The organism is Aeromonas salmonicida subsp. salmonicida (assembly GCF_001643305.1).
GTDB classification, from domain to species: domain Bacteria; phylum Pseudomonadota; class Gammaproteobacteria; order Enterobacterales; family Aeromonadaceae; genus Aeromonas; species Aeromonas salmonicida.
In genome coordinates this window covers 228,482-252,621 of record NZ_LSGW01000044.1, presented here as the reverse complement: position 1 = coordinate 252,621, position 24,140 = coordinate 228,482, and the positions used below count along the sequence as shown (strand labels likewise).

The following is a 24,140-nucleotide window of genomic DNA, read 5'->3' as shown; positions in this document are numbered from 1 at the left end:
GGTCTTGAACCATGCGTATTTGGGGTAAGGTGCTGGGCGCCTTCTTCGGTTTTCTGCTCGGCAACATCTTTGGTGCCCTGCTTGGCCTCTGGATCGGCCATCGTTTCGATCGGGGCATGGGTATTCGGGGCGCGTTTCAGCGTGGCCCCAGCCAACAACAACAGGCGGTCTTTTTCCATGCCACTTTCGCCGTCATGGGTCATATCGCCAAGGCGAATGGCCAGGTAACAGAGCAGGAGATCCGGGTTGCCTCCAACCTGATGGATCGGATGCGACTGGTGGGGGATCAGCGAGCACGCGCCCAGGAGTCGTTCCGTGTGGGCAAGGAGGCTGGGTTCCCGTTGCGGGAAACCCTGGCCGAGTTCCGTCGTGCCAGCCTGGGGCAGCGGGACATTCTGCGCTTCTTCCTGGAGGTGCAACTGCAGGCCGCCTTTGCCGATGGCAAGGTCGAGGCCGATGAGCGCGCCATTTTGCATACCATCGCCGATGAGCTGGGCTTCAGCCGCATCGAGCTGGCCCGCATCCTGGCGATGGCCGAAGCGCAGATGAACTTTTTCAACCGGGCGCATGGCGGCCAGTATCAGGGCGGTGAGCACGGCGGGCAGCAGTATCGGCAGGAGGCGCCGTCAGCGGATCGCCTCAAGGATGCCTACCAGTTGCTCGGGGTGAGCGAGAGCGACAGTGATCAGGACATCAAGCGCGCCTACCGCAAGGAGATGAGCAAGCATCACCCCGACAAGCTGGCCGCCAAGGGGCTGCCACCTGAGATGATGGAGATGGCGAAGGAGAAGACCCAGGAGATCCAGCAGGCCTGGGAGTGGATCCGCGAGGCCCGCGGCATCCGTTGAGTGCCGCTATCTGCCAGCCATAAAAAATGCCCGTCGATGACGGGCATTTTTGTTTGCGAAAGTCAGGTTTAGTGGCTGTCGACCCAGACAAACTTGAGCACGAACAGCAGGGCGACCACCAGTACGCAGGGGTTGATCTCGCGCCAGCGGCCTGTGCCTGCCTTCATCACGCAGTAGGAGATAAAGCCGATGGCGATCCCCTCCGTAATGGAGAAACTGAACGGCATCATGACAGCTGTCATGAAGGCGGGCACAGCTTCGGTCAGGTCTTCCCACTTCACCCGGGTCAGCTCGGAGCACATCAGCACGCCGACATAGATGAGTGCGCCGGCGGCGGCATAGGCAGGCACCATGGCCGCGACGGGGGAGAAGAAGATCGCCAGCAGGAACAGCAGGCCGACCACTATGGCGGTCAGGCCGGTGCGGCCGCCGACGGCGACGCCGGAGCTGCTCTCTATAAAGGCGGTGACAGAGGAGGTGCCCATGAAGGCGCCGCCGACCGAGCTCACGCTGTCCACCAGAAGCGCCTGCTTCATGCGCGGGAAGTGACCCTTGTCGTCCGCCAGCTTGGCGCGGTTGGTGACGCCGATCAGGGTACCGGAAGAGTCGAACAGGTTGACCAGCATGAAGGAGAAGATGATCCCGGCGAGGCTGATGTCGAGCGACCCCATCAAATCCAGCTGGCCAAACACCGGCTCTATGCTCGGTGGCATGGAGACAAAGCCCTTGAAGGTCACATCGCCAAACAGCCAGCCCAGGGTGGTGGTCACCACTATGGCGATCAGCACGGCGGAGTGAACGCCGCGGGCTGAGAAGATGCAGATCAGGAAGAAACCGAGCAGCCCCAGCAGGCAGGGCAGGGAGGTGAGATCGCCCACCGTCACCATGGTGGCCGGGCTCGCCACTACGATACCTGCGTTGTGTAGGCCGAGCAGGGCGATGAGCAGACCGATACCGGCTGTGATGCCGACCCGCAGGGTGAGCGGGATATTGGCGATCAGCCAGTAACGAACCCGCAGCAGGGTGAGGATCAGCAGACCCATGGCACCCCAGAAGATGGTGCCCATGCCGACTTGCCAGGAATAGCCCATGCCAGCCACCACCACGAAGGCGAAAAAGGCGTTCAGTCCCATGGCCGGGGCCAGGGCGATGGGCCAACAGGCCCATCAGTATGCTGCCGATGCCAGCGATAAGGCAGGTAGTGACGAACACGGCCTGGGTGTCCATGCCCGCCGCAGAGAGGATCTGCGGGTTGACGAACACTATATAGACCATGGTCAGGAAGGTGGTGATCCCGGCGATGACCTCGGTGCGGGCGGTAGTGCCATGGCCTTGCAGGGCAAACAGGCGCTCAAGCAATCCTTGCCCGGCGGCCTGATTGGCAGCTTGGTGTTGTTGGTTCATGTTGGATTCCAATAGGTGACGTGAAATAAGCAGCAGGAGAGTCGGCACCCCATCCATGCGTGGGCAAGGGGGCTGTTTTTCTGGTGGCTAAGTGACCAGACTCGTCCTGATACCGTGACAGCGCGCACATTTTCACACAGGCGGCGGCGTTTACAAACCCCGGATCTGCGAAGCGGATCAATGAATAGAGCAAAAATTCAAACGTTTTCTTTTTGAGCAATAAAAAAGGTCCTCGATAGAGAACCTTTTATGGCTGACAGAGGCCGCGTCAGAGGGTCTTGAAGTAACGCTCCACCAGTTGGGCCAGCACGGAGTCGAGTCTGTCCTGTACTTCCCCCAGCTCTCTACCGACACGACGCAGGAACATACTGGCCTGCTCCTCGGTCAACTTGCGCCCCTCGATGAAGAACTCCTGCTCCGGCAACTGCTTGTCATAGCGCGGGATCAGCACCCAGCTCACCAGCTCGGGATAGATGGCGGCGAAGATCTTGGCGGCGGCGACACAGAAGGTCTCGATGTGTTCTTTGCCATCCGGCCCGAGGCAGCCGGGTTCGACCCGGATCTGGATGGTGAGTTTCTTCTCTGTGGGGGTCTGGGTCGTCATTTCGATACATCCATGCAGTGGGGGTCTGGGTCGTCATTTCGATACATCCATGCAAAGGCATCCGTCTTGGATTGTATGCCAAAAGGCAATAGAAAGGGGAGCCGAAGCTCCCCTTGTGACGCCGTCACCCTTATTTGGTGATGCGTTTGTATTTTGCGCGATGGGGCTGGATCGCCTCGGCGCCGTAGGTCTTCTTCTTCCACTCTTCGTATTCGGTAAAGTTGCCTTCGAAGAAGGCAATATTACCCTCGTCCTGGTAGTCCAGGATGTGAGTGGCGATGCGGTCGAGGAACCAGCGATCGTGGGAGATGACCATGGCACAACCCGGGAACTCCAGCAGGGCGTTCTCGAGGGCGCGCAGGGTTTCAATGTCCAGGTCGTTGGTAGGTTCATCCAGCAGCAGCACGTTGCCGCCGGTCTGCAGCAGCTTGGCCAGATGCAGACGGCCACGCTCACCACCGGACAGCTCGCCGACCCGCTTCTGCTGATCGGCGCCCTTGAAGTTGAAGCGGCCGATATAGGCGCGGCTCGGGAACTCGTAGTTGCCGATGCGCAGGATATCCTGACCGTCGGCGACCTCTTCGAAGACCGTCTTCTTGTCATCCATGCTGTCGCGGAACTGATCCACAGAGGCCAGCACCACGGTTTCGCCCAGGGTGATGGTGCCGGAATCCGGCTGCTCCTGACCCGACATCATGCGGAACAGGGTCGACTTACCGGCACCGTTCGGACCTATGATCCCGACGATGGCTCCCTTCGGAATGGCAAACGACAGATCGTCGATCAGCACCCGATCACCGTAGGATTTGCGCAGGTTGGCCACCTCCAGCACCTTGTCGCCGAGGCGGGGTCCGGGCGGAATGAACAGCTCGTTGGTCTCGTTGCGCTTCTGGTAGTCGTTGGTGTTGAGCTCTTCGAAGCGAGCCATACGAGCCTTAGACTTGGCCTGACGACCTTTCGGGTTTTGACGAACCCACTCCAGCTCTTTCTCGATGGACTTGCGACGAGCCGCTTCGGAGCTGGCCTCCTGGGCCAGACGGGCATCTTTCTGCTCCAGCCAGGAGGAGTAGTTGCCTTCCCACGGGATACCTTCGCCGCGGTCCAGTTCCAGGATCCAGCCTGCCACGTTGTCGAGGAAGTAGCGGTCGTGGGTGATGGCCACGACTGTGCCTTCGTAGTCGTGCAGGAAGCGCTCCAGCCAGGCCACGGATTCCGCATCCAGGTGGTTGGTCGGCTCGTCCAGCAGCAGTATGTCCGGCTTTTCCAGCAGCAGACGGCACAGCGCCACACGGCGGCGCTCACCACCGGAGAGGTGCTGGATCTTGGCGTCCCAGGCCGGCAGACGCAGGGCATCGGCCGCGCGCTCCAGCTGGTTTTCCATGTTGTGGCCACCCTGAGCCTGGATGATGGCTTCCAGCTCGCCCTGTTCGCGGGCCAGTTTGTCAAAATCCGCATCCGGGTCGGCGTAGGCCGCATAGACCTCGTCGAGGCGAGCCATGGCGCGTTTGACGTCGCCGACCGCCTCTTCCACCGCTTCGCGGACTGTCTGCTCAGGATCCAGCTTCGGCTCCTGGGGCAGGTAGCCGATCTTGATGCCGGGCTGCGGACGGGCTTCCCCTTCGATCTCGGTATCTATGCCCGCCATGATGCGCAGCAGGGTGGACTTACCGGCACCATTCAGGCCCAGTACGCCTATCTTGGCGCCCGGGAAGAAGCTCAAGGAGATATTCTTGAGGATATGACGCTTGGGCGGCACTACCTTGCCGACCCGGTTCATAGTGTAAATAAATTGAGCCATTGGCTAATTCTCTTCCTATTCAGCAGGTTAATGTCTTGGCACTAACAGACTGATGTCGTGGTGGGGCCAGGTCGACACGCCGTCAACCCGGTTCCAAAAAACGCTCCGATTGTAAACCAATGGGGGAAGGGGGGCAAAGGCAGGGCCCGGCTTGTAGCCCTCTTTGCCGCAGCCGTCACATCCGGCTGTGTGCTGGGGGCTCGCCTAGCATGATGAGGACTCTTTTTTGTGCCAAAGCCGCCATATTTGGCTGTTCGTCGCTGACCAGTCTTGCCGGCCAATATTTTCGCTGGCCGCGAGCGAGACATTGGGTTGTACCTGGCTCTGATTGCCGGTCGCTGGTTGGGAAGGGGCCGACGTCTATTTCCAGATCGGGTATGAACGGGTGAGGGCTACTTCCCCTTGTGACCGGCGAAGTAGAGCACTCGCCGCACATATTGTTGGGTCTCCTGATAGGGGGGGATGCCGCCGTACTGTTCCACCGCTCTCTCTCCGGCGTTGTAGGCTGCCGACATCAGTATCCAGTTGCCATCAAACCGGCGATCCAGCCACTTGAGATAGGTCACGCCCCCCTTGATGTTCTGTGCCGGATCGAAGGGGCGAGTCACGCCGAAGCGCTGCTGGGTTTCCGGTATGAGTTGCATCAGCCCCTGGGCATTCTTGGGGGAGACGGCGCGGCTATTGAGGTTGGATTCGGCAATGGCGATGGCCAACACCAGCCGCTCATCGAGGCTGTGGTGCTTGGCTGCTTGGCTGCATGGCGCAACATGGTGGCCAGTTTCTGTTTGGTTGGTGACTGGCGGGCCAGGTAGGCATCCAGATTGAAAGGGGTATTGGGGATCTCGGCAAAGTAACTGCCTGCTCCCCCGCCGACGCCGGCGCCACACTGATCCCCCATGATGGCGTTGCCGATGCGGGCATTGTAGTAGCGGGCGGCTTGCTGATTGCCAAGGCGCATTGCCATGGCTAGGTAGGCGTTGGCCATCTTGGGGTTGCGCACCGAGCCCGGGCCGGTGGCAAGCAGGCGACCGATGCGAAAATAGCCTTCCGGGTTGCCTGTCGTGGCAGCGGCACAATAGAAGTGGATGGCTTGGGTCAAATTGCCCTGGCTCTGCGCCACCTGACCCTTTTTCAGGGCAGTGAGCGCCTTGGGGGCTTGTCTGAAATCCCTGCTTTGCGCTGCAGCCTGCGTAATACCGGCCAGCAACAGCGATAAAAAAAGCAGCAAAAACAGCCTGTTTTCGCTGAGGCTCGCCATGGATTCTCTCCTGTTGGGGTACAGAAGATATAGGGGAACATGGCCCGCTCTGCCATTAATCCAGTGGATCCTGTTGTTATGACGCCACCTGCCCAGAGATCAAAATGGTATGGAACCAATGGCAAATACAGGCCCGTGTGGGATGCCGGTGGGCATTGGAAGGGACAGTCCCATCACAAGGGGTAGCAAAAACGGCTTGCGATGGGGGAAGCCTGTGATGACTCATGTTCCACGCCGCGCTATTTAGTCAGGATTGTACATTCATGTCACCGTGGCTCACCCCGGCCGGTAATAGTCGAGATACCAGCGCACGAACTCGGCGACTCCCTGCCTGAGCGGGGTGGCGGGGTGGGTGCCCGTGAGGGTGTGAAGGGGCTCGCTGTCGGCCCAGGTGGCGTGCATGTCGCCTGCCTGCATGGGCAGCATCCGCTTGATGGCGGGCTTGTCCAGCGCCTGCTCCAGCGCCTCGATGAAGTCGAGCAGCCGCACCGGCTGGCCATTGCCTATGTTGAGGAGGCGGTAGGGGGCGGCGCTTTCGGCCAGGCTGCCCTGGCTGGCGCGCCAGTGCGGATTGGCGCGCGGCGGCAGTTCGGCGACGGCGAGTATGCCGTCCACTATGTCGTCTATGTAGGTAAAGTCGCGGCTGAGCAGGCCCTGGTTGTACACATCGATGGGCTCGCCGGCCAGGATGGCACGGGTGAACTTGGCGATGGCCATGTCGGGGCGACCCCAGGGGCCGTAGACGGTAAAAAAGCGCAGCCCTGTGGTGGGCAGGCCGTAGAGCGCCGAGTAGGCGTGGGCCATCAGCTCGCCGCTCTTCTTGGTGGCGGCATAGAGAGAGACGGGGTGATCTACCCGCTGTTCGGCACAGAAGGGCATCAGATCGCTCAGGCCATAGACAGAGCTGGAGGAGGCGTAGATCAGATGGTTTATGCCGTGCTGGCGGCACCCTTCCAGTACAGTCAGCATGCCGGTGAGATTGCTGTCGGCATAGGCGAACGGATTTTCCAGTGAGTGACGTACCCCCGCCTGGGCGCCCAGGTGGATCACCCGCTCGAACTGGCCGCTGGTGAACAGGTTTGCCATGGCATCCCGATCTGCCAGCTCCCGCTGTTCGAAGTGGAAGTGGGGGAAGGGGAGCAGCCGGGCCAGTCGCGCCTGTTTCAGGCTTACCTCGTAGTAGTCGTTGAGGTTGTCCAGTCCCACCACCTGATGGCCCGCCTCGCACAGTCGCCTGGCGACGTGAAAGCCGATAAAGCCGGCGGCGCCTGTCACCAGATACTTCATGAGTGTTGTCCTGTGCTGATCATGGGGGCCTGTGGTCCTGAGTGGGGGCTGAAAAAGGGCTGGGCGCTTTGTACCAGAGCGCGGGCACCGGCGCCACATGCTGGTGGTGCCATGGTGGACGAGGGCTAGCTCGTCAGGCGCGGCATGCTGCATCTTGGTGCACTGGCTGTCAATGGAGAATGACAGGCACCAAAACGGGGCGTTTCCCGGGGCTATTGTGATCATGGTCGCAAAAAATAGACTGGATCCCATAACGAAGCCCTGCGGACAGGGCTCGCGTCCGCCTCGGCGGACACAAGACACTCTTTTCACTTCGCTATTGGATACAGGTTATGGACAACACCCCAGGCTCTGCGCGCTCAGCCCGTTCTGCGCATCCCCTCTATGAAGATGTACTCGCCCTGCTGACCGCAGCCGGTTTCGTTTCCCTCGGCATCTTCCTGTTTCATCAGGTCGGCCTGCTCACTGGCGGCACCGCCGGGCTGGCGCTGCTGCTGCAACAGGTAACGGGACTGAGCTTCGGCCTGCTGTTCTTCGGCATGAACCTGCCATTTTACGCCCTGGCCTGGCTCAGAATGGGGCCGCGCTTCACCCTCAACACCTTCGTCTCTGTGGCCGCCGTCTCCTTCATGACGGATCACCTCAACGCCGTGCTGCAGATCGGCAAGATAGAACCCGTCTATGCGGCCCTGATCGGCGGCACTCTGATAGGCATGGGGCTGCTCATCATGTTCCGCCACAAATCCAGTCTGGGTGGCTTCAACATACTGGCGCTGTTTATCCAGGACCGCTTCGGCATCCGCGCTGGCAAGCTTCAAATGGGGTTGGATTGCACCATAGTCATCGCCTCCTGCTTCGTGGTGCAGCCCTGGATCCTGGCCCTCTCCGTGGTGGCGGCCATCATCTGTAACCTGGTGTTGACACTCAATCACAAGCCGGGCCGCTATCAGATAGCCTGAGCCAGAACTTCTATCACAATCAAAAAGAGCGCCTGATGGCGCTCTTTTGCTATCCGGGAGCCTGACCCCTCTCATACCACCATGGGCAGACCGGTTTCTGGATGGTGGATCACCTGGGCCGGGTAGTCATACAGGCGATCGATCAGGGCCGGGGTCAGCACCTCGGCCGGGGTGCCATCGGCCATCAGTCTGCCCTGCTCCAGCATCACCAGCCGGTCTGCGTAACGCGCCGCCAGGTTGAGGTCGTGCAGCACCACCAGCACGGCGGTGTTGCGGGCGGCCAGGGCGCGGGCCATGGTGAGCAGTTGGTGCTGGTACTTGAGGTCGAGCGCGGAGGTGGGCTCGTCCAGCAGTAGCAGACGCGGCTGCTGGGGCTCGTCCGGTGCCTGCCAGATCTGGGCCAGCACCCGGGCGAACTGCACCCGCTGCCGCTCTCCCCCGGAGAGTCCTGGATAGAGGCGGCCAGCCAGGTGCTCAACCCCGGCATGGGTCATGGCGGCCCGCACTATCTGGTCGCGCCGACTGGCGGGCTCGCTGTGGGGCAGGCGCCCCATGGCGACCACCTCTTCGCACAGAAACGGAAAGTTGAGGGACGAGCTCTGCGGCAGCACGCCGACGCTGTGGGCCAGTTCCATGGTGGGCCAAGCTTGCCGCTCCCGGCCAAACAGGCTTATCTCCCCCTGATGTTCCAGCTCGCCGGTCAGGCACTTGAGCAGCGAACTCTTGCCTGCGCCGTTGGGGCCGAGCAGGGCGGTGAGCGTGCCGGCCTGCAGGCTGAGGTCGAGCCTGTCCAGGATGGGGCGGCCACCACGGGTGAGGCTGAGCTGGTGACAGCGCAGCAGGGGCGTTGATGCAGGCAAGATAGACCTCCGGTTAAAGCGTCCGACGGCCCTTGACCAGCAGCCAGATGAAGAAGGGGGCGCCCAGCAGGGCCGTGATGATGCCGACCGGCAGCTCGGCCGGCGCCAGCAGAGTGCGGGCCAGCATGTCGGCGCCCAGCAGCAGGGCTGCGCCGAGCAAGGCCGAAAGCGGCAGCAACCTGACATGGTTGGGGCCGGCCAGCAGCCGCACCAGATGGGGCACCACCAGACCGACGAAGCCGATCATGCCCGCCACGGCGACGGCCACGCCGACCCCGGCGGCGGTGAGCAGGATCAGGCGCCGCTTGAGAGATTGCACATTGACCCCCAGATGACGGGCCTCCCCTTCCCCCAGCAACAGGGCGTTGAGGGGATTGGCATCGCGCATGAACAACAGCAGCAGAACGACCAGGGTGGCCAGCGCCAGCGCCACGTCCACCGGCTTGCCCGCCGCCAAGGTGCCCATCTGCCACAGGCTCAGGTTGCGCAGCATCTGGTCGTCGGCCAGGTAGGTGAGCAGCCCTATCACGGCGCCGGACAGTGCCGTGATGGCCACCCCCGCCAGCAACATGACGGTGACGGAGGTACCCCCTTCCCGGGTGCCCAGCAAATATACCAGCGTGGTGGTAAGCGCCCCGCCGAGGAAGGCGAGCAGGGGCAGCAGACCTATGCCGAGCAGGCTTTGCCACTGCTGGCCGAGGGGCGCCAGCAGCACTATGGCCAGCGCGGCGCCGAGCGCAGCCCCACCGGAGACCCCTATGATGCCGGGGTCGGCCAGCGGATTGCGAAACAGCCCCTGCATGACGGCGCCACAGAGGCCGAGTATGCCTCCCACGGCGATGCAGAGCAGGGTACGTGGCAGGCGGATCTCCTGCACGATCAAGAGCTTGTGGGCCGCAATCCCGCTCTCCTGCCCGGCGACCAGGGCACGCAGGCTCTCGCCGAGGGAGAGCGCCATGGGGCCGGTCGCCAGCGACCCGACCAGCAGCAGCGCCAGCGCTCCGCCGGTGAGCGCGAAAAGCCAGGGCAGAGGCAGGCGCATCATGAACCCAGCTTGATCCACTTGGCGATCTGGTTTGCCTGGTGCAACGAGGTGAGGCTGAGGCCCCCTTGCAGGGCGTGGCCGTCGATGGCGTGGATGGCCCGGTTTTTACCCGCCGGGGTGGCGGTGAGCGCGGGTACTTGGCTCAGCACTGCTTCCGGATCCTGATACTGCTGCCAGTCGCGGCCGCTCACCAGCACCAGATCCGGTTGCAGCTCGATCAGGGATTCGGTGGAGACGGGCTTGTAGTCGCTCAGCTGGGCCACCGGATTGACGCCGCCCGCCAGGGTGAGCAGGGCGCTGGCGGTGGTATTGCCGCCGGCTATGCTGGTGGGTTGCCCCTTGTGCAGCAGCAGGAAGACCACCTTGAGCGGCTTGTTCTGCTTCGCCTGTGCCGCCAGTTGCGCTGTCTGGGCCTGGATCTTGGCTTTCAATCGCATGCCGGCGGCCGGGTCATTGAGCAGGCCGGCCAGGGTATCGATGCGCTGGTTGAGGTTGGCGAGGGTCGGTGCGGTCGGCAGCACGTCCACCTCGACTCCGGCGCGGCGCAGCTGCGCCAGCGCCGGCGGCGGCCCCATCTCGTCGCTGCCGATCAGCCGGGTCGGCGCCAGACTGAGGATCCCCTCGGCGGCGAGGGCGCGGTGATAACCGACCCTGGGCAGATTTTTCGGTTCAGTGCTGCTGATGTCGGTAGCGATCAGGCTCTGTTCACCGCCCAGTGCCAGAATGAGTTCTGTGGTGGCCGGGCCTATGCTGACGATACGTTCCTGCGCGGCAGCAGACAGGGAAAGGGCTGAACAGCCGAGCAGGCTGAGTGCGAGGGCAAAACGACGGCCCATGCTAACCTCCGAAGGGTGAATAAAGTTGGGTTGCCGCCGAGAATATCAAGCCGGTGAAAAAAATGCACTGAGAATGAAAGCGATTATCAATTGCATTGGCTCTGGTGCTTTATTAGAGTATTCGCCATGACAGGAGAGGGATGCAGCACGCATCCCAAGGGAGAACCTATGAGCATTGCACAACGCATTCATGAGCTGCTGGAACAAGACCCCAGCGCCCATCCTTCCACCATTGCCAGCGAGCTGGCGGTCAGCGAGTGGGAGGTGGTACGCCACCTGCCTGCCGAGCTGGTGACCCTGGTGCCCGCCGAGCGGGCCGAAGCCCTGCTGGCGGATCTGGCGGATTGGGGTCAGGTGACCAGCATCGTCGAATCCGATGGCTCCATCTTCGAGGTGAAGGCACCCTTCCCCAGAGGCAAGAATGCCCGTGGTTACTACAACCTGATGGGGCGTGACGGCGAGATGCACGGCCATCTCAAGCTCGACAACGTGGTCGGCATTGCCCTGGTCAGCAAGCTGTTTATGGGTAAAGAAGGCCACTCTTTCCAGTTCTTCGGCCACAGCGGCCGCTGTATTTTCAAGGTCTATCTGGGACGTGATGAGCAGCGCAAGCTGTTGCCTGCCCAGGTGGAGCGTTTCATGGCCTTGCGCCACCAGTACCAAGAGGAAGTAAAAGCATGAGTGAACGTCAGGAGCGTCTGCAGAATCGTCTGCAACCGGAGATCCGCGAGTTTCGCGACGGTTGCCGCACCCTGCAACTGGCGACGGTGGACAGCGAAGGCAACCCCAACGCCAGCTATGCCCCCTTCGTGCTGCAGGAAGATGGCTACTATGTGCTCATCTCTGAAATCGCCCGTCACGCCCGCAACCTGCAACAGGTACCCAAGGTATCGCTGATGTTGATCGAGGACGAGACAGGTGCCCGTGAGCTGTTCGCCCGCAAGCGTCTCACCTTTGATGCACTGGCCGAAGTAGTGGCTCGTGACGACGTGCGCTGGAGTCAGGCGATTGCCGCGCTGGAAGGGCGTTTTGGCGAGATAGTCAAAGGGCTGTCCAATCTCAAGGATTTCGTGCTGTTTCGCCTCAAACCCGAGCAGGGTTTGTTCGTCAAAGGCTTCGGCCAGGCATTTCGCGTCTCAGGTGACGAGCTGGTGGATTTCGTGCATCTGGTGGAAGGGCACAAACGGGTCGACAACGGTGCCGAGCTGACCAGCCCGGCCGATGCGCCAGTCTGACGACAGGCCTTTGCAATAAAAAACGGGCAGCCCAGGCTGCCCGTTTTTTATTGCGTGTCACACCAGAGAGCTAGTCCTGCCAGGAAGCCTTGTTGGGGAAGGCATCGCGATCGGCCTGGCTGGCCGTCTCGTTGCACTCGCCCCGGATCTTCCAGGAGGTCTGGCTGAGGATGATATAGCCATTGTGGCAATACTTTCGTTCGGCCAGGGTCTGGGTCAACTGTGCATCCTGCAGAGCTTCACGCCGTTCCAGCAGACTCTTGCTGCGACTCAGGCGATTGCCGTCGTTCTCCTCCAGCCGGGTAGGCAGGGTGTCGAACGGTGCGGCTTCAAACGTGAAACGCTTGCTCCCCTCTTCGTTGATCTGGGTTCTAAACAGGGGGGCCGGGCCATCCGGCTGACGCCCCGGCAAACCGGAGCAGGCAGAAATTGCCGGTAACAACAGCATGAATGCAACGGCAGACAGTAGACGCACACAAGACTCCAATCCGGTGATCACTTCAAGGCTGGCAGATTAACACGCCAGCTCGGGCTGGGTGGCTTCGAGCAACGCATCCGTCGTGAGCAGGGTCACGGTTCTGCCCTTTGGCAGGCTCAGGTGCTCCCACATCCAGTGGTGATGCTCGATGATTTTTTCTGCACTCAGGTGAGGACGATCCGCCGTGGTGTGGGCATCCGTCACCGCGAATACGTCAAATCCCCGGGCGGCGGCGCTGCGCAGCGTGGTGTCGACACAAAAATCGGTGGCACAACCGCAGATCAGCAGGCGATCCACTGCCTGTTCCGCCAGCAGAAAGCCGAGCTCTGTATCGAGGAAGCTGTCGCAGGCGGTCTTGCTCACCCTGCTGTCGCTGCGCGCCGGGATCAAATCGGCGTGAAGCTGCCAGGCTGCACTGCCGGGTTCCAGTTCAGAACCCGGTGCGTCGTGCTGCACATAGATGACACGGCCCTGATTGGCCCGCACGCTGTCTGCCAGACGATTGATATTGGCAATGACCTGCGCGTCCTGATGGCGGGGATGAGCAAACAGCCCTTGTTGCATGTCGATGACCAGTAACACATCCATATGGAATCCTTAGGCGATTTTCAGGGTTGCAGCCATTGGCTGCAGTCACGGCTTCGGGATTGATGCAGTGCGCCCATATCTTGCTTCATTTCATCTGCATTTAGCCAGCGTTCTGGCAGAGGTGTGATCCGGGCCCGTATATCGGCAACTTGCCCGGCGGGGATCTGTGCATTCGTCTGCGATAGAGTCTCTGGCACCACCAACGCGACTTTGAGTGCCGGGTTGCGGCTGGCGATGCGGCTGGCCAGCCCCAGGCCCCCCTCGACGTGGAAGTTGCCGGCGATGTGCATGATGCGCCGGCCGGGATGCTGCTTGAGATAATCGACTATGCTCTCGGCCATGGTGTCATCCCAGTTGGTCTGGGCGGCGAAGCGGCGGGCATTGCCGTCGGCATCACCGTGGTGGAGCGAGGCCATGAATTTCTGGCGATAGCCATCGTCGGTGAGCGTCAGCTCGCGGGCAAGCTGGCTGCGGCGGTTGGCGGGGAGCTTGTCGAGCCACTGTGGCCCCTCCTGGCCGACACAGCTCACCAGCGGCTTGGGGGCGTTGGCTGCGATGACCGGCAGATGGTGTTGTTTGGCAAACTCCACCAGCGGGCGATAGTCGCTCTGGTAGTTGGGCCAGGCGTTGCCATCGCGAATGAGGGCCGCCTCACCTATGCGACCGGCCAGATAGGCATCCACCACGGCTTGATCGGCACGGCTGAACTGCTCCATGGAGAGCACAAGGGCACGACCATCGGCCCGGGATGCTTCTTCCAGCCCCGCCAGCAGACGGGCCTGCAGCAGGTGTACGGCAGGATGGGTATGCAGTTCGCCCACCAGCACTATGTCGGCGTCCGCCACCCGATCCACCGCCTGTGTCAGCGTCAGCTCACCTTGGCCTGCATCGGACTGGCCTGCGCTGAGCTGATAGTGGTAGAGGGTGCTGGCATCGTTACTTGGCGGTGTGGCGCAGGCGGCCAGCAGCAGGGGAAGGGTGAGCAGGGGCAGTAGTCGGGTCATGGTATCTCACAACGAAGAAGAGCCGAGGCCATACGATGACAGCATGGCGAGCTGGAAAACAGAGGGGAATAGTGTAGAACCTAAGTATGACAAAAGAAAATGAGAATGATTCCCTTTATTGTTGATCTTTGTTGCGAGCTAAGTAATATGCCAGCTGTTTGATAACAGTTCTCAATAAGGATTCACAGTGGCGCACAACAACACCCTCTCGCTGGTTGCCCTTGCCGTGGCGGCCGGCCTCGCTTCCCCGGTTTTTGCGGCGGACAAGAAAGCAGATGAAGTCATGGTCGTCAGCGGCTCACGGATGGAGCAAAAACTGGAAGATGTTTCCGGTTCCATCACTGTGATCACGGCCAAGCAGATTGAAGAGCAGGCGGTGAGCAACGTTGCCGACCTGTTCCGTTACGAGCCGGGCGTGACTGCGATAGGCGGTGCTGGCGATGCCCAGACCTTCGTCATCCGTGGCATGGGTGAAAATCGGGTCAAGATGGTGCGTGACGGTGTGCGCCAGAACGATGCCTACAAGAACGGCGGGGTCGGCCAGAGCTACTTCGACACCGACATGATCAAGCAGATCGAAGTGGTCAAGGGGCCTGCGTCGGCGGCCTACGGCTCCGATGCCCTGGGCGGCGTCATTGCCATCACCACCAAGGATGCCAGCGATTTCCTCCGGGGCCGCGACAGCTACCTGGACGTGACCAGCGGTTACGCCTCCAGCAGCCATCAGAACATGGCCGGTTTTACCGGTGCCCTGCGCAGCGGCGAGTTCGAGAACCTGCTGCGCTACACCTGGCGTGATGGCGGTGTGACCCAGAACTACGATGGCGACAAGAAGGAGTTCGACATCGTCAGCCAGGCCGTGCTGTTCAAGAGCCAGTGGAACCTGAGCGACGATCAATTCCTGAAACTGACCGTCGACTACTTCAACGAAGGGCAGGATCCGGATGCCGTCGATCTCACCAAGGCAGGCTCCGTCTTCAATCAGCCGATCACCGACAAGGACACGGACAACCTCTCCCTGATGCTGGATCACGGCATCGCCCTGAACGCGCCCTGGGTCGATCGCATCGACAGCAAGGTCTACTATGCCCGCACCAAGCAGACCCTGGATCAGTACGCCTCTTCCAAGTATCCGGTCAGACCTGGCAACCCCTATGTGACCAAGAACTCGCTGGACAGCAACGGCTTCGAGCAAGAGAGCCTGGGGGCCCAGGTGAAATTCAGCAAGGCACTGGCCAGTCAGCGCCTTGCCTGGGGCCTGGAATATGAGCATACCGACAACGAGCGCACCCGTTTCAAGGCGCCGACCACGCCGGGTGACTTCGTTGGCTACAGCGAGCTGAGCTTCCCGTCCACTACCACGGAACACGGTGCCCTGTGGGCCTTCGACGAGCTGAAGTTTGGCGAGCGCTGGGTACTGACGCCGGGTGTTCGCTACGACTACTACCGTATGAACCCGGATCTGGATCCCGCCTACACGGGCGAAAACCTCAAGAAGTTCTCCGAAGGGGAGTTCTCACCCAAGCTGGGGCTGGTGTTCAAGGCACACGAGGCGGCCAATCTGTTTGCCCAGTACAGCCATGGCTACAAGACTCCCATGTATGACAACGCCTTCTCGACCCTGAACCACCAGGCGTATGGCTATCGCATCGAGCCGAATGCGAACCTCAAGCCCGAGAGCAGCGATGGTATTGATCTGGGGGTACGCGGCGATGCGGGCGGCTTCAGCTACGAAGTGGCGACTTTCTACAACAAGTTTGACGACTTCATCGAGCTGACCCAGGTCGGCACCGAGGATCGCACTGCCCTTTATCAGTACCAGAACCTGGACAAGGCGACTACCAAGGGGGTCGAGGCCAAGGCTGACTACTGGTTGAATGACCTGGTCAACGTCTGGGGCAACCTGGCTTATATCGAAGGCAAGGATGGGGATGGCAACTACATCAACAGCCTGAGCCCGCTCAACGGCAGTGTGGGTGTGCGTCTGGAACAGGCGAACTGGAACATCAACACGGCGCTGCGCTTTGCCGATGACATGGACAAGGTGGGCAAGGATGCCAGAGGCAACGACAACATCAAGAGCGCTGGCTGGGGGGTGGTGGATCTCTACGCCCAGTTCAAGCCCATACAGGATCTGCAGCTCAACGTCGGTGTCTTCAACCTGTTTGACAAGGAGTATGTCAGCTACGAGAACATCACGGGGCAGAGCGCTACCGCCAACACCAGCAACAAGACAGAGCCGGGCCGCAACCTGAGCGCACGGGTCAAGTACGTCTTCTAATGCCGGTGAGCAGCACGCACATCTTATGATTCAGGGGCCGCAAGGCCCCTTTTCTGTGGACTGAAACCGGCCCATCACCACTAAAAAAAGAAACCCGCCAGAAGCGGGTGGAAAGATTGCAACACTAACCAGGAGGTGGTGTTACTCAATAGACTCCGCTCTTGTGGCAATAGTTCAATTTTATTGATGTTTTTCATTTTTGCTTCCCCTCGGGATCGCAGGATCCTCCCCTGCAAATCGGTTATCATTTGTGCCCCTTCTTCCCGCTGTCGAGGATCTATGCCCGCCTTCTCCTGGTTAGCCCTGTTCTTTGGCGCCTTCTACTTCGTCTATGGTGCCTATCTGCCGTTCTGGTCGCTCTGGCTGGAGGGGATCGGCGTGAGCGCCGAGATGATAGGTCTGTTGCTGGGAGCCGGGATGGCGATCCGCTTCGCCGGCAACCTGATGGTGATGGGGCAGATCAAGGGGGCGGGGCACCTGCTGCCCATCACCCGGCTGCTCTGTCTGCTGAGTCTGCTGGCTTTCCTCGGCTTTTATCTGAGCCATAACCTCTGGTGGCTGGTGGGCTTGACCCTGGTGGCGAATTTCATCTACCCGACCCTGATGCCGGTGGGGGAGGCACTGGCTACCCGCATGGTGGTGCAGGCCCATCTCGACTACGGCAAGGTGCGGCTGTGTGGCTCGTTCGCTTTCATCGTTGCATCTACTCTGGTGGGATCGCTGGTGGGGAATTTTGGCAGCGACTGGGTGCTGCATACCATGGTGGCGGGATTGCTGCTCATGCTGTTGCTCAGCTGGTTGCCGCTGCATCCGGCCCCCCGCGACATCCAGGGAGAGCGGGCGAAAGCCTCCCTACTCGATACCCTCAAGTCCCCCTCGGTACGCCGCTTCTTGTTGATCTCGGCCCTGCTGCAGGGCAGCCATGCCGCCTACTACGGCTTCAGTGCCATGCACTGGAAGGCGGCAGGTTACAGCGGTACCACCATAGGCTATCTGTGGGCGCTGGGGGTGGTGGCGGAGATCGGCATGTTCGCCGCCGACAAGCGCTTTCTCAACCGCTTCGGTGCCCAGACGCTGTTTCTGGTGGGGGCGATTGGGTGCGTGGTGCGCTGGAGCCTGCTCGGCGCTTCCACCGATATGGTGGTACTGGTGGCGGGCCAATTGCTTCATGCGGTCACCTTCTGCGTCAGTCATCTCGGCGCCGTGCGCTTCATGACCCGTCAGTTGCCAACGGAGCAGCTGATCCCCACCCAGGCACTCTACGCGGCGCTCGGTCTCGGTATGACGGTGGCCGCCCTGATGACACTATCTGGCCTGCTGTTCGAGCCGCTGGGTGGCGGCATCTTCTTCATCATGGTGCTGGTGGTGGTACCCGTTTTCTTCCTGCGGCTGCGCCCTGGCGAGGCGGCCTCCGCCTGATCTTGGCCGACAATGTCTGGCCAAAAATGTCTTGGCCGAAAATGAAGGCGCCAGCCAGAGAAAAGGGGAGCATGTGCTCCCCTTTTTGCATGGCGCTCGCCTCACGCTGGCTCGCTCAGATAGCGGCGGATCAGGGCGTGCCAGACCTCGGCGCCCAGGGTGCCCGCCAGCAAGGTGCTGGAGGCCGCATCGAAGCGACCATCCTCTTGCCAGGAGAGGTGTGGCAAAAGTGCCGACAGGGTACGGTGATGGTGTTGCAGGGCCAGATCCAGCGCCTCCCAGAAGGCGCTCCCTTTCACGTAGAAAAGGGGATAGTAGGAGAGATTTCCCGCCTTGACCGCATCACTGGCCCGATAGAGGCCTGCCTTGGCATGAGGCAGACGGTCTTCGCGCTGCGCCAGCTCGTCGGCGGCCGTGGTGGTGTCCAGACGGAAGCGGTGCAGCGACTTGATGGCAAGGTACTCCGCCAGGCTTTCGGCGACCCAGGTCGGTCTGGCCCGGGTGTCGAGCATGTGCACCGCCTCGTGGGCACTGGTGCGCAGCAGGCGTAGTGGGGCATCGGCAGTGGGCTGGTTGTCGCTGACCGGATAGTTGGCGATAAAGGCCCCGGCCCCGGCGGCGCCTCCCAGCGAGTGGGTACTGATGTCGCGCGCCAGCCACACCAGTTGCCAGGGCTGGCGTGGGGGCGGGGCATCGAGCTGGAAGGCGAGGTAATCGATGATGGCTTCCAGCTTCTTTTGCAAGCTGGCGATATTCAGCGCCCTGGCCATCTCATCGTGATGGATCTGCAGACGTGCTCCCTGCCGAGACTGGGTTGTTGCTGGCAGGGCGAAGGGCAGGATCAGTGGCGGCTCGTCCATGTGGGGCATGGGGTGGCACTGGCCATCCGGTAGGCACACCTGACCCGGTTGTGCACCCTGCTGGCGCGGGAAATTTCCCCATTCGGTGACCAGCCAGCCGCCTTGTGGAAAGTAGAGGTTCTGCTGGGCAGAGGCATCGGTCCCGGTAGCAGGCACTGGCTTGAGCGTCACCTGCCAGCTCAGCTCGCGGCACCGGATGGGCTTGCCCGGCTTGACCCTGGCGCCGCTCTCCAGACAGGTAAGAGCAGGCAATTCCTGTCGTGGTGTGCCGCGCAAGGTACGGGCAGGCAGAAGAGTGAAAGGCTGTGTCCCTTCCGGGATGAAGCGGATCAGCAGGGTGTCGGGTTTGGCGCTGGCCATGAGCTGATAGCTTGGGCCGGGCGGGGCGGGGCCTCGACGGCTGCTCCCCAGAAGGGGAGCAGCAGCAGGCTCTGGATGACGGGTGGAAGGGTCATGGCGTCGTTCCTGCGGGTTAGCGTTCTTGCTCATAGCCCAGCAGGTCGCCCGGTTGGCAGCCCAGCTCGCGGCAGATGGCTTCCAGGGTGGAGAAGCGGACCGCTTTGGCATGACCGTTCTTGAGGATGGAGAGGTTGGCCTCTGTGATGTCGACCCGCTGGGCCAGTTCACGGGCTGTCATCTTGCGCTCGGCCAGCAAGGCGTCGAGCCGGATTATGATGGGCATGGGATCCTCACACCGTCAGTTGTTGTTCGTCGGCCAGTTGTTTGGCCTCGCGCATCACCAGGGCCAGTGCCGAGACAATCAAGCCGGCCAGCAGCAGCCTGAAATCTGATGAGCCTATGCTGATGGTGCCATGCAATTCAGGCCCCTGCATGGTGAGGGCTATGTCGACGAGCGGCATTGTGATGATTTCTGCGACGAAGCTGGCACACAGCAGCAAGCCGAGCCAGCGATAGCGGCGGATCTGGCCGAAGGTGAACAGCATGGCGTGCCGATAGCCGCGAAACAGCTGGTGCAGTTGCCACAGGATCAGCATGAACACCAGATCGGGGAGCAGCATGATCAGGGTGGCCAGCAGGCGAGTGCCGAAGGTGAGCGGATAGTCGCTAAGCACAGGTGCCGGCGGGGTTAGCAAGGTGCCGAGGGCCTGATCTTCCTGAGTCTTTAGTGGCACGCCGTTGAACACCTTGTCACCGTCGTGGCCGAGCGCCTTTACCAGTTCGTCGTGCAGGCTGTCATTGCCACCAAGCAGATGAGACCAGGTATCCGTCAGCGTCATGAGCGGGGTGGCCAGCAGGGCGAACAGCAGGATCCATTCGATCAGGCTGCTCATGCGTTCGAGCTTGTTGTATTTCATCCTATACCTCGTGATAGACGCCATGGGCCGCACAAGGCGGCATTTGCTTACTGTTTATCGATAATCTGACGCCAATATTTATCGTTTTTCGATATTTCGTCAAGGATTTTTTATTGAAAAACGATAAGGATTGACTGGCAAGAAGGAGATGACATTTTCCGGGCACCTCTCTAGACTGGCAGCTGCCGCGCTTAAATATTCAACATGGACAAGAGGTTACAGATGCACCAGGGATGGCTGCTGATCGGGTTGTCGCTCGCCTATCTGGGGCTGCTGTTTCTCATCGCCTATGTGGCTGACAAGAGCAAGCGTCGCCGTCTCAAGGGGCAACCCCTGCTCTACAGCCTGTCGCTGGCGGTCTACTGCACCTCCTGGACCTTCTTTGGCACTGTCGGTCAGGCGAGCGAATCCCCCTGGTCGCCGGTGCCCATTTATCTGGGCCCCATGCTGGTGTTCCTGTTCGGCTGGCGCCTGCTGGCCCGCCTCATCCTGGTGGCCAAGCGCGAGCACATCACCTCCATCGCCGACTTCATCGCCGCCCGCTATGGCAAGTCCCAGCGTCTGGCCATGGTCATAGCGCTGATCGCCATCATGGGCATACTCCCGTATCTGGTCTTGCAACTGAAAGCCATAGTGACCGGGCTGGATCTGCTGATGGCCAATTCTGTGTCTGCCGGCCCCACTGGCAATACCGCCGGGCTGGCTCTCGGTGTAGCCCTGCTGCTGGCGCTGTTCAGCATACTGTTCGGCACCCGCAACCTGGATGCTACCGAGCACCACAGAGGCATGGTGGTGGCCATCGCCTTCGAATCCGTGGTCAAGCTGCTCGCCTTCGTGACTGTGGGGGGCTTCGCGCTCTGGCTGATCCTGAGCAAGCCGAGCCAGGCCCGCACCCTGGTGGCCAGTGACTTTCTCGATGCCGTGGTGGCGGTGACGCCGGGCGGTCTGCTGGAGCTCGCCATCTACACCCTGGTCGCCATGTGCGCCGTCATCTGCCTGCCGCGCCAGTTCCACGTGACAGTGGTGGAGAACAATCAGGGCCAGGATCTGCACTGGGCGCGCTGGCTGTTCCCGCTCTACCTGTTCGTGATGGGGCTCTTCATCTGGCCGCTGGCGCTGGCGGGCAAGCAGTGGGTGGGGGCAGGGATGGCCTCGGATACCTATGTGATCAGCCTGCCCATGTCGCTCGGCTTCGACGGCATGGCGATGCTGGCGTTTCTCGGCGGCACCTCTGCGGCCACCGGCATGGTGATCGTCTGTACCATTGCCCTGGCCATCATGGTCAGCAACGATCTGGTGCTGCCTGTGCTGCTGCGCCGCTTCTGGCAGCAGGGGCGAGACGAGCGGCTGGTGCGGCTGCTGCTGCAGGTGCGTCGGGGCGCGATTCTGCTGATCCTGCTGGCGGCCTGGGGGCTCTACCTCTGGCTTGGGGATCTCACCAGTCTGTCGCGCATCGGCTATCTGTCGTTCGGTGCCGTGGCCCAGTTCGCCCCCGCCCTGTTGCTCGGCCTCTACTGGCGGCACGGCAACCGCAAGGGGTCTATCTTGGCCTCGCCCTCGGGGTCAGCCTCTGGTTTGTCACCCTGCTGGCGGAGAGCGGCCTGCTGGCCGGTTCGCCGCTGGAATCCCTGCTGGCGCCACCCGACTGGCCCGCATTTCGCGATCTGAGCCTGGGAGCCTGGTGCATCTTCCTGAGCCTCTTGCTCAACCTGCTCGGTTATGTGGCGGGATCCCTGCTGTCGCGGGCGGCGGTGAGCGAGCGGCTGCAGGCGGCCAACTTTGTTGGCAAGCCGAGCCGTGATACCACGGCCCTCTATCAGGCGCGGGTCTCGGTCAAGGAGCTGGAGATGCTGGCGGCCCGTTTCGTCGGCTCGAGCCGGGTCAAGCGGGCCTTCGGTCGCTTCGCCGGCGAGCGGGGCGGCACCCTGGCGCCCCAGATGCAGGCCTCGGCTGAGCTTATCGCCCATACGGAGCGGCTGCTGGCCGGGGTGTTTGGTACCTCATCCGCCCGGCTGGTGCTGGCGTCGGCCCTGCAGGGGCGCAACATGCAGCTCGAAGAGATCGCCACCATAGTGGACGAGGCCTCCGACGTGTTTCGCTTCAACCGCGGCCTGCTGCAGGGAGCCATAGAGCACATGGGGCAGGGGATTTCCGTGGTGGACAGAGAGCTCAAGCTGGTGGCCTGGAACCGGCGCTACATAGAGCTGTTCCACTACCCGCCCGGCCTCATCCAGATGGGGCGATCCATCGAGGAGATCATCCGTTACAACGCCGAGCAGGGGCTGTGCGGCCCGGGAGATATCGAGGCCCATGTGGCGCGGCGGGTCGCCTACATGCTGCGCGGCAGCCCCCACATCTCGGCGCGGGAGCGACCCGATGGCCGGGTGATAGGGATGCAGGGCAACCCCATGCCCGCCGGCGGTTTCGTCATGACCTTTACCGACATCACCCCGTTTCGCGACGCCGAGCGGGTGCTGCGTGAGGCCAACGAACACCTGGAGGCGCGGGTGGCCGAGCGTACCCACGAGCTGTCGGAGCTCAACCGCCAGCACCAGCAGGTGGAGCGGGCCAACCACTCCAAGAGCCGCTTCCTGGCGGCGGTGAGCCACGATCTGACCCAGCCCCTCAATGCGGCCAAGCTGTTTACCTCTTCCCTGCTGGAGATGCTGCCGCCCCGGGATGAGACGGCCCGCATCGCCCGTCACATCGACGATGCGCTGGGGGCAACCGAGGATCTCATCACGGATCTGCTCGACATCTCGCGGCTCGAGGCGGGCAAGTTCAAGGCTAAAAAGCTCGATTTCGCCCTGCACGACGTGTTCGACAACCTCAAGGCGGAGTTTGGGGTGCTGGCCCAGGCGGGGGGCATACAGTTCTCGGTGGTGGAGAGCAAGCTGGCCGTGTACAGCGACGTGCGCCTGCTGCGGCGGGTGCTGCAAAACTTCCTCACCAATGCGTTTCGCTACAACCCGGGTGGCCGTGTGCTGCTCGGTTGCCGCCGGCTGGGGGACAAGGTGCGCATCGAGGTGTGGGATAACGGCCCCGGCATCCCGGCCGACAAGCAGGAGGCCATCTTCGACGAGTTCTCCCGCCTCGATCACTCCCGCACCGCCAAGGAGCAGGGATTGGGTCTGGGGCTCGCCATCGCCCGCGGCATCGCTCTGGTGCTGGGCCACAACCTGACCCTGCGCAGTTGGCCGGGTGCGGGATCCGTGTTTGCCATCACCCTCAATCTGGCGACCCGCCCTGTCGCAACGACGCAAGTGGCGGCGCCCGCCCTGCGGGATAGTCAACTGGAAGGCGTTCGGGTGCTTTGCATCGACAACGAGGGCGACATTCTCATCGCCATGCACTCCCTGCTGGGGCGTTGGGGCTGCGAGGTGGTGTGTGCCCAGAGCCAGGCTCAGGCTGAGGATCTCATCGCCGGCGGTTTCCTGCCGCAGCTGGTGCTCTCCGATTACCACCTGGATGACGGCAAGACAGGGTTGCAGGCATTGCACATGCTGCGCCTCGCCCATGGCAACGACATAGGCGGCATCATCATCAGTGCGGATCGCAAGAGCGAGTTGCAGGCGCAGATCCGTGAACACGGCTACGGCTACATCAGCAAACCGGTCAAACCGCTCAAGTTGCGTGCGCTGATGAACAGCATATTGCGGCCTGCCAAACTTGATGATGATCACGAAACAAGTAATTCGTCTGATTTTTAATCTCAGCCCCGAGACGTCAAGATCGGCGATTTCTTACACAACAAAGTGTCTTTTCTTCTCGTTTGGGGCTATTTTCCGATAAAAAGTGGCTTATTAATAACCTGCCAGGGGTTTGCCCTTCCTCGTTTAACTCCTTATATTCAACCGGCGATTATTTTTTGTCGCAAATCAAGTTGTGCAAAAGGCAAACCGGACGAAAGTCCGGGACGCAAAGCCTCCGGTCTAAGGGTCAGCAGTACCTAAGATAGCGGGGCCACCACAGGTTGTTTCGTCCATGGGCCAAGCCATGGCGCGATGTTGTCTGCGTTACCTGTCTGGTTGGCGTTGCCTTTTTCGTTGTTAATTCCAAG

Annotated in this window: 18 protein-coding genes, 3 pseudogenes and 1 riboswitch; of the genes and pseudogenes, 7 read left to right on the top strand and 14 right to left on the bottom strand. The window is 61.5% G+C overall.

The features are described 5' to 3' along the window. Positions 1-11: 11 nt before the first annotated feature. A complete protein-coding gene (gene djlA / locus AXW79_RS04675; RefSeq protein ID WP_005311713.1) occupies positions 12-848 on the top strand; it encodes a co-chaperone DjlA in 837 nt (278 codons plus the stop codon). Between the two features lie 68 nt (positions 849-916). Here the strand turns inward: djlA and AXW79_RS04670 are convergent. The 5 genes and pseudogenes from AXW79_RS04670 to AXW79_RS04650 form a co-directional block, all read right to left on the bottom strand. Next, a pseudogene (locus tag AXW79_RS04670) lies at positions 917-2,252 on the bottom strand (NCS2 family permease). Positions 2,253-2,520: 268 nt separating this feature from the next. Continuing rightward, the gene (locus tag AXW79_RS04665) at positions 2,521-2,856 is read right to left on the bottom strand and encodes a hypothetical protein (RefSeq protein WP_005311716.1); all 336 of its coding nucleotides are present in this window, start codon (positions 2,854-2,856) and stop codon (positions 2,521-2,523) included. A 130-nt stretch (positions 2,857-2,986) separates the two neighbouring features. After that, entirely contained in the window at positions 2,987-4,654 is a 1,668-nt protein-coding gene (gene ettA / locus AXW79_RS04660) for an energy-dependent translational throttle protein EttA (RefSeq protein ID WP_005311718.1), read from the bottom strand. Positions 4,655-5,046: 392 nt separating this feature from the next. Further along, positions 5,047-5,912, bottom strand: a pseudogene (locus AXW79_RS04655) (transglycosylase SLT domain-containing protein). Between the two features lie 276 nt (positions 5,913-6,188). Beyond that, complete coding sequence (locus AXW79_RS04650) at positions 6,189-7,199, bottom strand: NAD-dependent epimerase (protein ID WP_005311720.1); 1,011 nt, start codon at positions 7,197-7,199, stop codon at positions 6,189-6,191. A gap of 332 nt (positions 7,200-7,531) precedes the next feature. On the opposite strand from AXW79_RS04650, the gene AXW79_RS04645 reads away from it, so the two are divergent. Further along, a complete protein-coding gene (locus AXW79_RS04645) occupies positions 7,532-8,158 on the top strand; it encodes a YitT family protein (RefSeq protein WP_005311722.1) in 627 nt (208 codons plus the stop codon). Positions 8,159-8,229: 71 nt separating this feature from the next. On the opposite strand, the gene AXW79_RS04640 is transcribed toward AXW79_RS04645, so the two are convergent. From AXW79_RS04640 to AXW79_RS04630, 3 genes are read right to left on the bottom strand one after another with little or no spacing between them, the layout of a single operon-like run. After that, entirely contained in the window at positions 8,230-9,018 is a 789-nt protein-coding gene (locus AXW79_RS04640; RefSeq protein ID WP_005311724.1) for a heme ABC transporter ATP-binding protein, read from the bottom strand. A gap of 13 nt (positions 9,019-9,031) precedes the next feature. Then, positions 9,032-10,063 (bottom strand): FecCD family ABC transporter permease, encoded by a 1,032-nt coding sequence (locus tag AXW79_RS04635; RefSeq protein ID WP_011899038.1) that lies wholly within the window; start codon positions 10,061-10,063, stop codon positions 9,032-9,034. Continuing rightward, positions 10,060-10,899, bottom strand: a complete 840-nt coding sequence (locus AXW79_RS04630) for a heme/hemin ABC transporter substrate-binding protein (RefSeq protein ID WP_005311729.1) — start codon at positions 10,897-10,899, stop codon at positions 10,060-10,062. The genes AXW79_RS04635 and AXW79_RS04630 overlap by 4 nt, the downstream gene beginning before the upstream one ends. A gap of 168 nt (positions 10,900-11,067) precedes the next feature. On the opposite strand from AXW79_RS04630, the gene hutX reads away from it, so the two are divergent. Together hutX and hutZ are read left to right on the top strand one after the other, a co-directional pair. Further along, positions 11,068-11,580 carry a heme utilization cystosolic carrier protein HutX gene (gene hutX, locus AXW79_RS04625; protein WP_005311732.1) on the top strand — a complete coding sequence of 171 codons (513 nt, stop codon included), beginning with the start codon at positions 11,068-11,070 and terminating at the stop codon, positions 11,578-11,580. Next, positions 11,577-12,134, top strand: a complete 558-nt coding sequence (hutZ, locus tag AXW79_RS04620; RefSeq protein WP_005311733.1) for a heme utilization protein HutZ — start codon at positions 11,577-11,579, stop codon at positions 12,132-12,134. Before hutX ends, hutZ begins: the two co-directional genes overlap by 4 nt. Positions 12,135-12,204: 70 nt before the next feature. Here hutZ and AXW79_RS04615 read toward each other — a convergent pair whose 3' ends face one another. The 3 genes from AXW79_RS04615 to AXW79_RS04605 are packed head-to-tail and all read right to left on the bottom strand — an operon-like array spanning position 12,205 to position 14,204. Continuing rightward, on the bottom strand, positions 12,205-12,609 hold the full coding sequence (locus AXW79_RS04615) for a hypothetical protein (protein ID WP_005311736.1): 405 nt from the start codon (positions 12,607-12,609) through the stop codon (positions 12,205-12,207). 39 nt (positions 12,610-12,648) lie between these two features. Next, positions 12,649-13,200, bottom strand: a complete 552-nt coding sequence (locus AXW79_RS04610; RefSeq protein ID WP_005311738.1) for a cysteine hydrolase family protein — start codon at positions 13,198-13,200, stop codon at positions 12,649-12,651. A gap of 20 nt (positions 13,201-13,220) precedes the next feature. Next, positions 13,221-14,204 carry a ChaN family lipoprotein gene (locus AXW79_RS04605; protein ID WP_005311740.1) on the bottom strand — a complete coding sequence of 328 codons (984 nt, stop codon included), beginning with the start codon at positions 14,202-14,204 and terminating at the stop codon, positions 13,221-13,223. A gap of 187 nt (positions 14,205-14,391) precedes the next feature. On the opposite strand from AXW79_RS04605, the gene AXW79_RS04600 reads away from it, so the two are divergent. Together AXW79_RS04600 and AXW79_RS04595 are read left to right on the top strand one after the other, a co-directional pair. Next, complete coding sequence (locus AXW79_RS04600) at positions 14,392-16,485, top strand: TonB-dependent hemoglobin/transferrin/lactoferrin family receptor (protein ID WP_005311744.1); 2,094 nt, start codon at positions 14,392-14,394, stop codon at positions 16,483-16,485. A 279-nt stretch (positions 16,486-16,764) separates the two neighbouring features. After that, complete coding sequence (locus tag AXW79_RS04595; RefSeq protein WP_005311748.1) at positions 16,765-17,904, top strand: 3-phenylpropionate MFS transporter; 1,140 nt, start codon at positions 16,765-16,767, stop codon at positions 17,902-17,904. A gap of 101 nt (positions 17,905-18,005) precedes the next feature. Here the strand turns inward: AXW79_RS04595 and AXW79_RS04590 are convergent, their stop codons facing one another. The 3 genes from AXW79_RS04590 to AXW79_RS04580 are packed head-to-tail and all read right to left on the bottom strand — an operon-like array spanning position 18,006 to position 20,080. Beyond that, positions 18,006-19,253, bottom strand: coding sequence for a hypothetical protein (locus AXW79_RS04590; RefSeq protein ID WP_011899036.1), 1,248 nt, complete (start codon positions 19,251-19,253; stop codon positions 18,006-18,008). After that, positions 19,237-19,446, bottom strand: coding sequence for a helix-turn-helix domain-containing protein (locus tag AXW79_RS04585; protein ID WP_005311752.1), 210 nt, complete (start codon positions 19,444-19,446; stop codon positions 19,237-19,239). Before AXW79_RS04585 ends, AXW79_RS04590 begins: the two co-directional genes overlap by 17 nt. A gap of 7 nt (positions 19,447-19,453) precedes the next feature. Beyond that, positions 19,454-20,080: a DUF2975 domain-containing protein gene (locus AXW79_RS04580; protein WP_005311754.1), complete on the bottom strand. Its 627-nt coding sequence runs from the start codon at positions 20,078-20,080 to the stop codon at positions 19,454-19,456. A gap of 222 nt (positions 20,081-20,302) precedes the next feature. On the opposite strand from AXW79_RS04580, the pseudogene AXW79_RS04575 reads away from it, so the two are divergent. Further along, positions 20,303-23,790: pseudogene (locus AXW79_RS04575) on the top strand (hybrid sensor histidine kinase/response regulator). Positions 23,791-23,963: 173 nt separating this feature from the next. Further along, positions 23,964-24,051, top strand: a riboswitch (cyclic di-GMP riboswitch). Positions 24,052-24,140: the final 89 nt, after the last annotated feature.